The sequence below is a fragment of the Gemmatimonadaceae bacterium genome, from assembly GCA_030647905.1.
GTDB lineage: Bacteria > Gemmatimonadota > Gemmatimonadetes > Gemmatimonadales > Gemmatimonadaceae > UBA4720.
Genome location: JAUSJA010000036.1, coordinates 1 through 9,775, shown reverse-complemented (window position 1 = coordinate 9,775; position 9,775 = coordinate 1). Strand labels below are relative to the sequence as shown.

8 protein-coding genes and 4 tRNA genes are annotated in these 9,775 nt (G+C 63.2%); all 12 read right to left on the bottom strand.

Features of this window, described 5'->3' with window-relative positions:
* Nucleotides 1–140 (bottom strand): GTP-binding protein (locus Q7S20_13905; protein ID MDO8502924.1); only part of this gene is annotated, 140 nt, incomplete at its 3' end.
* Between the two features lie 68 nt (nt 141–208).
* Nucleotides 209–281, bottom strand: a tRNA-Thr gene (locus Q7S20_13900).
* A 20-nt stretch (nt 282–301) separates the two neighbouring features.
* A tRNA-Gly gene (locus Q7S20_13895) sits at nt 302–374 on the bottom strand.
* Between the two features lie 37 nt (nt 375–411).
* Nucleotides 412–494: transfer RNA gene (locus Q7S20_13890), tRNA-Tyr, on the bottom strand.
* 63 nt (nt 495–557) lie between these two features.
* Nucleotides 558–630, bottom strand: a tRNA-Thr gene (locus Q7S20_13885).
* 102 nt (nt 631–732) lie between these two features.
* The gene (gene cysS, locus Q7S20_13880) at nt 733–2,139 is read right to left on the bottom strand and encodes a cysteine--tRNA ligase (protein ID MDO8502923.1); all 1,407 of its coding nucleotides are present in this window, start codon (nt 2,137–2,139) and stop codon (nt 733–735) included.
* A gap of 93 nt (nt 2,140–2,232) precedes the next feature.
* A complete protein-coding gene (locus tag Q7S20_13875; protein ID MDO8502922.1) occupies nt 2,233–3,015 on the bottom strand; it encodes an ATP-binding cassette domain-containing protein in 783 nt (260 codons plus the stop codon).
* 96 nt (nt 3,016–3,111) lie between these two features.
* Nucleotides 3,112–4,320, bottom strand: coding sequence for an AI-2E family transporter (locus tag Q7S20_13870; GenBank protein ID MDO8502921.1), 1,209 nt, complete (start codon nt 4,318–4,320; stop codon nt 3,112–3,114).
* Nucleotides 4,317–5,102 (bottom strand): PspA/IM30 family protein, encoded by a 786-nt coding sequence (locus tag Q7S20_13865; GenBank protein ID MDO8502920.1) that lies wholly within the window; start codon nt 5,100–5,102, stop codon nt 4,317–4,319. The genes Q7S20_13870 and Q7S20_13865 overlap by 4 nt, the downstream gene beginning before the upstream one ends.
* A gap of 77 nt (nt 5,103–5,179) precedes the next feature.
* Nucleotides 5,180–6,058: an L-serine ammonia-lyase, iron-sulfur-dependent, subunit alpha gene (gene sdaAA / locus Q7S20_13860; protein ID MDO8502919.1), complete on the bottom strand. Its 879-nt coding sequence runs from the start codon at nt 6,056–6,058 to the stop codon at nt 5,180–5,182.
* On the bottom strand, nt 6,059–6,730 hold the full coding sequence (gene sdaAB, locus Q7S20_13855; GenBank protein MDO8502918.1) for an L-serine ammonia-lyase, iron-sulfur-dependent subunit beta: 672 nt from the start codon (nt 6,728–6,730) through the stop codon (nt 6,059–6,061). It lies immediately after the preceding gene.
* Nucleotides 6,731–6,750: 20 nt separating this feature from the next.
* Nucleotides 6,751–9,591: an excinuclease ABC subunit UvrA gene (gene uvrA, locus Q7S20_13850; GenBank protein MDO8502917.1), complete on the bottom strand. Its 2,841-nt coding sequence runs from the start codon at nt 9,589–9,591 to the stop codon at nt 6,751–6,753.
* Between the last annotated feature and the right edge of the window lie 184 nt (nt 9,592–9,775).

Here is a 9,775-nt window from a genome sequence, read left to right as displayed (position 1 = left end):
AAGGCGACCGGCTGGGCCAGGCCCTTCTTTGCCTGGATCGACGTGATCGCCGCCGTCAGTGTCGTCTTCCCGTGATCAACGTGGCCAATCGTTCCAACGTTTACGTGCGGCTTCGTCCGCTCAAATTTCGCTTTTCCCATTCTTTCCTCTAATTGCAGTTACGAAACACACGAGAGCGGCGCCCTGCCACTCTTTCCCCACAACCAAGAGCTCGCGATCGGGATTGAACCGATGACCTCACCCTTACCAAGGGTGTGCTCTACCAACTGAGCTACGCGAGCGACTGCACATCTCTTACCCAAGCGGGAGACGGGACTCGAACCCGCGACCACAAGCTTGGAAGGCTAGTGCTCTACCAACTGAGCTACTCCCGCACTACACAACAAAAAAACCCGCCCCATCGAGCCACCATGGTGGGGGAAGGATTCGAACCTTCGAAGGCGTAAGCCGGCAGATTTACAGTCTGCTCCCGTTGGCCACTTGGGTACCCCACCCAAATTCCGTAAGACCAGCCGTCCGAAACCCGGAGCAAGACGCACACCCAATTCATCTGGCAGAGCTGACGGCGAGAATCGAACTCGCAACCTGCTGATTACAAATCAGCTGCTCCGCCAATTGAGCTACGTCAGCAAACAGCGATTCTACGCAAGCCTGTTAGAATAGCCCATTTACAGGGGGGTGTCAACGGCACCGAAGTGCGCCGAAGTGCGCTTCCTGAAAGCGTTTTCGCTCCTACCGAACCCGCTTCCACCGAGTGCCGGAAGGACCGTCCTCGATCGCGATTCCGCGCTCCTCGAGCGACTTCCGGATGGCGTCGGACTTCGCAAAATCACGCCGCTCCCGCGCTCCCCGCCGCTCCGTCAGAAGCCCCTCGATCTCCGCAGCATCGTCCCGTTTCTCCAGATCCGGAACGATATCCAGCACGCCGTTGATCCGCGCGAACGCGGCGCGTGCCGCTTCCAACCCCCCGGCATCGCTTCCGCCACGGTCGAGCTCGGCGTTCGCCTTCCGGATGAAAGTGAAGAGCGCACCCATCGCCAGCGGTGCGTTCAGGTCATCGAACAGCGCCTCGCTCACCTCCAGCTCGGCGTCCCTCGCAACGTCCGCGAGCTGCGGAGTTCCGCCCTTCGCCGAACCCAGCCGGTCGGCGAAATCGCCAACGCGCCGTACGCCCTCCATCGCCGCCTCGAGCGCCTCGGCGGAGAGATTCAGCTGCTTCCGATAGTGCGTCGAGAAGACAAACGCGCGGAATGCCGCAGCGGAAACTCCCTGCTCACGAAGGTCGGAGACAGTCGCGACGTTTCCGACTCGCTTCGCCATCTTGCTGCCGTCGGTGAGAAGAAATTCTCCATGGCACCAGAAGCGCGAGAACGGCTCGCCCGTCGCGCCTTCGGACTGCGCGATCTCATCCTCGTGATGTGGAAAGACCAGGTCCACCCCGCCGCAGTGGATGTCCATCGTGACGCCGAGGTAGCGCATCGCCATCGCCGAGCATTCGAGGTGCCAGCCCGGGCGTCCCCTTCCCCATGGCGAATCCCACGCTGCGGCGGCGGTTTCGTCTTCCTCCTTCGCCGCCTTCCACAGCGCGAAGTCCTGCGCGTTCTCCTTGGTGTAGTCATCCTGCGCGACCCGCGCGCCGCTCCTGATCTCGCGCGTGTCGAGACGCGACAGTCGGCCGTAGCCGGGAAACCGGTCGATCGCATAGTACACGGAGCCGTCGTCCGCCTGATACGCGAGGCCCTTCTCCACCAATTTGGCGACGAGAGCGATCATCTCGGGAATGTGCTCAGTCGCGCGTGGATACTCTTCCGCGTCCTCGACACAAAGAAAGCGGCGGTCAGAGTGAAACGTGCCGATCACCGGCTCAGTCACTTCCCCGATGGTCAGTCCGCGCTCGTCGGCGCGCTTGATGATCTTGTCGTCAACGTCGGTGAGGTTCATGACCTGGTAGACGTTCCACCCGTAGAGCCTGATCGAGCGCCTCAGCAGATCCTCGAACAGAAATGTGCGGAAATTCCCGAGGTGCGCGGGATTGTAGACCGTCGGACCGCAGGTGTACATCCGCACCGTCGAGCCATCTTCAGGCGCGAGAATCTCGATGCTGCGGGTCAGCGTGTTGTAGAGACGGAATTCGGCCATGGCGTGCAAGCTAGACTCCACGGTCTGGAGGGTCAACGCGCGTAGTGGGTCAACCTGTCTGGTGAGGGCTTTGCATTGCCCCGGGGCCGTATGTCAGTGAATCGTCTCGGCGACGAAACGCGAAGCGGACGGCAGCAGCGGAAACGCCGATCTTCCGGAGGAGTCGAGCGAGAACGACCTCCGTATGTGACCGTCACCGAGCATGACGATGCGACTGGCTGCCACCGCAACATCGCCCGGATCGCGCACGGCGATCATCACCGCCATTCCGCTTGCCGCGTACAGCTCCAGCGCCGCGCATGTCGTCGCCGACACCGCAGCGCACATATCGGACGTAGCAGTATCCATCAGAATCGCGGCTGGCTCGCACACCAGCGCCTCGGCGACGGCGAGCCTCTTGATATCGTCGCGCGACAGCTGCGCGATGCGGTTCCCGGAAATCGCCGAGAGCGCGAGCTGCTCGAGCGCGGTGTCAATCGCTACGGCCCGCCGATCGCGGGGAATCGCTTCCCTCCCCGCTCTGTACTCGAGAACGTCACGCACGGTAAGGAACGGATAGAAGACCGGCACTGCGGGGACACAGGCGACGCCCGGCACGCATCCGCCGCCGGCGAATGCCTCGCCGAACCAGGTCATGTCACCACCGTCGCGTCTAAGCAGACCGGCCGCGCACTGCAGAAGCGTGGTCTTTCCCGCGCACTCGGGCCCCGCGAGGGCGACGATCTCTCCCGGCCAAAGGTCGAGATCCACGTCACTCAACGCGAGGGTCCGGTGCACCGATCTTGCCAGCCCTTTCGCGAAGGATTTGCGCACTCCGCGCATTGATAGAACTGGCGCTGCACGTGGTATGGCGGTGAACGCCGGGATCGCCGACATGGCTCACATTATCAACGCTCCCGAATTCAAGGTCACCAAAAGAAAACGCCGCCCATCGAAATGGAGCGGCGTCGCCGTTCGCTGGCGCGAGAATCGTCAGGCGGTCCGCACGACGACCGGCGGAACCAGCAACTCGATGTTCTGGCGGAAGTGGAGCACGTCGGCCAGCGGCTCGCTCGGCAGCAGAACTCCCCCGTCGGGCGCAGGCACCCTGAGCACGAACGACCGGTCGCGAGTGCTCTTCCTGAAGCCCTTCCCTTCGTAAATGCGGTTGATGAGGATCCGCCGGATGATCACCATGATCGAGACGAGTGCCGGCACTGCGATTACAAGCCCAAGCGGGCCGAGCAGCTTGCCGATCACCAACACTGCCATGATCGTCAGCACCGGGGGCAACTCGATCTTGTGCGACATCACGAGCGGGGCGACGACGTTGCCCTCGAAAAGGTGCACGAGCACACCGAGCAGAATCACGAGGAGCGCATGCGTCCCGCCGCCCGGAGCGCCGAGCACGACAAGCGCCGGCAGAATCGTGGAAAGCAGCGTGCCAAAGAACGGCACGATCGCCACCATGCCAGTGAAGATCCCGAACGTCAGCCAGTAAGGGACATTCAGAAGGTAAAGTCCCAGCGCCGTGAACGCAGCAAGCACCGTCATCGCCAGCAGCTGGGCGACGATGTATGACCGGAGCGCGTCGGCGAGATCGCGAAGAACGTCGCGAATGAGATCGCGGTGCACCGGCGGACAAAGCGCGATGAGCCACTCGCGGTACACGCCAGGCTGAAGCGCGAGATAGATGCTCATCACCATGACGGCAAAGATCTCGATCAGCACGCGGACGGCCGAGAAGACCTTCGGGACGACGTCGCCGGCGTTGGAGGCCAGCTGGTCGTAGACCGTTTGAAGGACCTTGTGCTCACCCGGCTTCCACATCTCGCGCAGGGCCGGGAAGCGTCCCGCGAATCTATCGAGCCCGCTCTCCCACTTGGTAATCATGTCCGGGAGGACGGTGAGGAGCGCGCGCGTCTGTTCCAACACCGGCGGAACCAGCAGCGTGAACAGGCTGACGATGGCGACGATCGTGCCGACTACCGCTATGAAAAACGCAATCCGATCGGGCACCCGGCCGCGCTTTACCAGAAGGTCGCGAACGGCCCCGATGTAAAGCGAGAGGATGATGGACACGAAAAGGAGCAGAAACACACTGGCCGTGGTGCCAACCATCCACAGCGCGAGGACGGTGAGGACTACCGTCGCAAGGGCCGGGGCCAGCTTGAAGTGCTGGCCCCCTAACGCGTCAGTCAAGTGGTCGCGTTCTCGTCGTGGATCTCTTCCGCATCGGGAATCTCGTCAGCCTGCGTCTGTCCGGCGTTCAGCTGCTTATTGGCGTCAGGCGAGGGTGCGGCAAGGAGACCCATTTCTTGCTTGAGCGCGATAAGCTGCGCATCGGCGGTGGCCGTGCCAGCCGTCGCCTCGAGTCGCTTGAAGTCGCTGGCGAGACGATCGCCGGAGAACTCCTCGTTGATCTCGACGTGGGCGCGGATCTGTCGCTCGTTCTGATCAATCTTCGCTTCCATCCGCGCGAACGCTTCGAACGCCGACTTCTCGGAGATGGAGGACATCGTCTCGGAGATACGCTTCTGCGCTTCGGCGCGGCGCTGCTTGGCGAGGAGGAGATTCTTCTTGCGCGAAGCTTCTTCGATGTTGTCGTTGAGGCCGCGCAGCGACTCCTTGAGGCGGTCGGTTTCCTGCTTGTGCGCTTCCCACGTGAGCTGCATCTGCGAGCCGCGGGAGACGTGCTCGCCGCGGCGCATCAGCGCCTGCTTGGCGAGATCATCACGACCTTCCTTCACCGCGAGCATAGCGCGATGCTCCCACTCTTCCGCCTCGCGCAGCTCCTGCGCCGTCTGATCCTGCAGACGTTTTTCGTCTGCGATCGCGGCAGCGACCTGCTGCTTCGCTTTCACCAGCTGCGAGCGCATGTCGATGATGATCTGATTCAGCATCTTCTCGGGCTGTTCCGCCGAGGAGATCATGTCGTTGACGTTGGATCTGAAAAGACGGGCCAGGCGATCGAAAATGCTCATGTCGGGTCATTGCCTCATATGAACCAGCGTTCGCCAAGATACCGAATAAGACGAACGACTACCAGTAAAAAGGGTGCTCAGGACCTGCGAATCTGGTACAGCCGTTCCTTCGCCAGCCTGCGTCCGGTGGGCGTCGCGGCCAGCCCGCCGCCCGCGGTCTCACGATAGCGAACGTCCATCTCCCTGCCAATCTCACCCATCACGTCTATCACCTCGTCGGCTGGAATGGCGAAGGTGATTCCGGCCAACGCCATCTCGATCCCCGCGAGGGCGATCGCCGAGCCGGTCGCATTCCTGAATACACAGGGCAGCTCCACCAGCCCGCCGAGCGGATCACACACCAGCCCCAGCATTCCCTGCATCGTCAGCGCTACCGCATAGCCCACCTGGCTCGGGGTTCCGCCGAGCATTTCCGTCGCGGCCCCGGCGGCCATCGCCGCCCCCGCCCCGGTTTCCGCCTGGCATCCTCCTTCAGCACCCGACAGCGACGCCCGCTCGGCGATTACCGCACCGATGAGGCCCGCCGTCGCCAACGCGTCCAGTAGCTGCTCTTCCGGAATCGACTGCGCCTTCGCCAGCCCCGTCAACACTGCGGGAAGTGTCCCTGCACCGCCCGCGGTTGGCGCGGCAACGATCACACCCATCGCGGCATTCACTTCCTGCACCGCCAGCGCGCGCGCCAGGATGTCCCGGAACGGCGTGTCCTTCAGCGGCCCCGCTGCGTTATTGTGCAGCTTCGCCGCATCCCCGCCAACCAGTCCCGACGCCGAGTGAAGATCGCCGGTCATCCCTTCGCCGATGGCGCCCCGCATCACCTCGAGGGCGCGCCTGAGCGACCCCCGTATGTCTTCAATACTACGACCTTGATCCTCGGACTCCCGCGCCAGCGCGATCTGCGCGAGCGACCGGCCTTGTGCTTCGGCGTCCCTGATGGCATCCGCAAGCGAGCGATACACTTAGGCCCCGCTCACCTTGTCGAGCCGGCGAGCCCAGCGCACCCAGTTGAGCGCCCGGAGCTCGTCCCGCACGCCGTCGCCCGGCGACTCGTCGCACTCGATCACCATGAACGCATCTCCTCCCTTCTGTTTCCGCGTGAGGCGCAGCGTCGCGATGTTGATGTCGTGCTCGGCGAGAATGCCGGTGATTCGTGCGATGGAACCCTTCCTGTCTTCAGCTACGAGAGCGATGGTGTGGAAGTTTCCAGTCACTTCGACCGGATAACCATCTATCTCGGTGACGAACACGCGTCCGGCGCCGAGAGACGAGCCCACCAGCGTGGCTTTGATGTCGCCCCGCTCGAGGGTCATTCGGACGGTGTTTGGATGCACCGACTCTGAAAGTGTGGTCTTCTCGAAACGGTAGTCGAGGCCGTCCTTCTCGGCGATCTCCAGTGCCGTGCGGATGCGTTCGTCATCGGGCCTGAAGCCGAGGAGCCCGGCGACCAGCGCCTTGTCTGTGCCGTGGCCCTCACCCGTCCGGGCGAATGAACCGTGGAGCTCCAGCAGGGCCGACTGAGGGGTCCCGCTCACGAGCCCGCGGCCGAGGAGTCCCAGGCGGCACGCACCTGCCGTGTGGCTGGATGAGGGGCCCACCATGACCGGGCCGATGATGTCGAGCAGCGATACCATATATAGAAGTACTCCCGGCGTCAGCCGGCCTTACGGCGCAGCTGCCGACTCAGAAGGGGACCCAGGAACTGACCGGTGTACGATTCCTTTACCGCCGCAACGTCCTCGGGAGTTCCGGTCGCGACGATTCCGCCGCCGCGGAGGCCGCCGTCGGGGCCGAGATCTATGATCCAGTCGGCGGTCTTGATCACGTCGAGATTGTGCTCTATGACGAGGACAGTGTTTCCGCGCTCCACCAGCCGGTGCAGCACGTCGAGCAGCATTCGAACGTCCTCAAAATGCAGACCTGTCGTGGGCTCGTCGAGAATGTAGAAGGTACGGCCGGTGTCGCGTTTCGATAGCTCCGTGGCAAGCTTCACCCGCTGAGCTTCACCGCCAGACAGTGTCGTGGCGCTCTGGCCGAGGTGGATGTAGCCGAGCCCTACGTCGTTCAGCGTGTGCAGCTTCTGGTAGATGCGCGGCTGGTTCTCGAAGAACGCGAGCGCGTCCTCGACGGTGAGATCGAGCACGTCGGCGATGCTCAATCCCCTGAACCGCACCTCGAGCGTCTCGCGATTGTACCGCTTTCCCTTGCACACGTCGCATGGAACGTAGACGTCCGGGAGGAAGTGCATCTCGATCTTCACCAGTCCGTCGCCTTCGCACGCTTCGCAGCGACCGCCCTTCACGTTGAACGAGAATCGGCCCGGACCATAGCCGCGGATCTTCGCCTCGGGCAGCTCGGCGAACAGCTCGCGGATGGGAGTGAAAAGGCCAGTGTACGTCGCGGGATTGGACCGGGGGGTGCGACCGATCGGACTCTGGTCAATGTCAATGACCTTGTCGATGTGATGAAGGCCGGTGATGCGATCGTGCGCTCCGGGCACGACGCGCGCGCGGTAGAAATGCCGCGCAAGGGCGTTGTGAAGGATGTCCTCGATCAGCGTGGACTTGCCTGAGCCGGACACGCCGGTGACGGCGACAAAGAGACCGAGGGGAATCTCCACGTCCACGTTGCGAAGATTGTGCTCGCGCGCGCCTTCAATGCGCACGACGCGCGCCGGATCCGCGGGTCGTCGCTCCGCGGGAACCTCGACGGTGATTTCGCCGCGAAGATATTTCGCGGTGATTGACGTGGGATGCTGCATCACTTCATCGACCGTTCCTTCGGCGATCACCATTCCGCCGTGCTTTCCGGCGCCGGGGCCAAGATCTATGAGATGGTCGGCCTCGCGCATCGTCTCCTCGTCGTGCTCGACGACGATGACGGTGTTGCCGAGATCGCGGAGCTGGCGAAGCGTTGCGAGGAGCCGGGCATTGTCTCGCTGGTGAAGCCCGATGGACGGCTCATCGAGAATGTAGAGCACACCGACGAGGCGCGAGCCGATCTGCGTGGCGAGCCGAATCCGCTGCGCTTCGCCGCCGGAGAGCGATTCGGCGGCGCGGCCGAGCGTCAGGTAGTCGAGGCCGACGTCGTCGAGGAACCGGAGTCGCTCGCGAATCTCCTTGAGGACGGGGCCGGCGATGTCGGCATCGAGGCCGGGGCTGCCATTCTCACGGAGCGGGATCGACTCGAAGAACCGGAGCGCGCCGGTAATCGGCATCTCCGTGACTTCGCCGACGTTCTTGTCGGCGATCGTGACGGCGAGTGATTCCGGCTTGAGGCGGCGCCCGTTGCAGGTCGTGCAGGGACGCGCCTGCATGAATTCGTCGAGCTGAACGCGCACCGCATCCGATTCAGTCTCGTTGTATCTGCGCTGGACGTTGGCGATGACGCCTTCCCATTTTCCGGCGGCGTCCGTGGGTTTTCCGCCGCGCCGCCCGCTCGACCCGTACAGCATGACATCGCGCGCGTGCTGCGTAAGCTCACCCCACGGCGCGTTGAGCGAGAACTGGAACTGCTTCGCCAGCCCCGGCAGAATGACTTTCCTGAGATAACCGTCGGGCTCACCCCACGGGAGAATCACGCCTTCCAGAATCGAGATGCTCGAGTCGCCGAGTATGACCTGCTCGCTCACCTCGCGCCGGACGCCGAGGCCGCCGCAATCGGGGCAGGCGCCGAACGGCGAGTTGAACGAGAAGTGTCGCGGCTCGAGCTCGGGAAGCGAGATGCCGCAGACGGGACAGCCGTATTTCTCCGAGAAGAGATGCGTGCTGTGATCGTCCTGGCGTGTGACCTCGATGAGCCCGTCGGAGAGCTTGAGCGCGGTCTCGACGGAGTCGGCAAGGCGGCCGCGATCCTCGGCGCGCACCGCGAGCCGGTCCACTACGACGGAGATGCTGTGATTGAGCTTGCGATTGAGTCGCGGCGGATTCGCGATCTCGACGAGATCGCCGTCAACATATGCGCGGACGAATCCCTGCTTGCGCGCCGCCTCGAAGAGCTCCTTGAATTCCCCTTTTCTTCCGCGAACGAGGGGCGAGAGAATCTCGATCCTGGTGTCTTCGGGCCAGGTGAGAATCGAGCCGGCGATCTGGCCGGCGCTCTGGCGCTCGACGGGGCGTCCGCAGTTGGGACAATGGGGCGTTCCGGCGCGCGCGTAGAGAAGCCGCAGGTAATCGTAGATCTCCGTGACGGTTCCGACCGTGGAGCGCGGATTGTGTCCGGCGCTTTTCTGCTCGATGGAGATGGCAGGCGAGAGGCCCTCGATCGAATCCACGTCGGGCTTTTCCATCAAGCCGAGGAACTGGCGGGCGTAAGCCGAGAGAGACTCGACGTAGCGGCGCTGGCCCTCGGCGTAGATAGTGTCGAACGCGAGGGACGACTTGCCCGAGCCGGAGAGGCCGGTGATGACCGTCAGCCGGTCACGCGGAATTGTAACGTCGATGTTGCGGAGATTGTGCTCCCGCGCTCCGCGGACGATGAGCGCTTCTTCTGGCATAGCTTTGAAAGTTGACGGGTTGCGGGGGCAGATACAAGCTTGATGTCAAGCCAATGTCCAGCACGGATAGAAATGTCCCCGTTCTTACACGGATAGAAATGTCACCCTGGTGAGGGTTCAGTTTGTGTCCGTCTTGCCAGTGCTTCTGCTATCTCCATCGCGGCGCGGAGTCGCCAGGGATGAT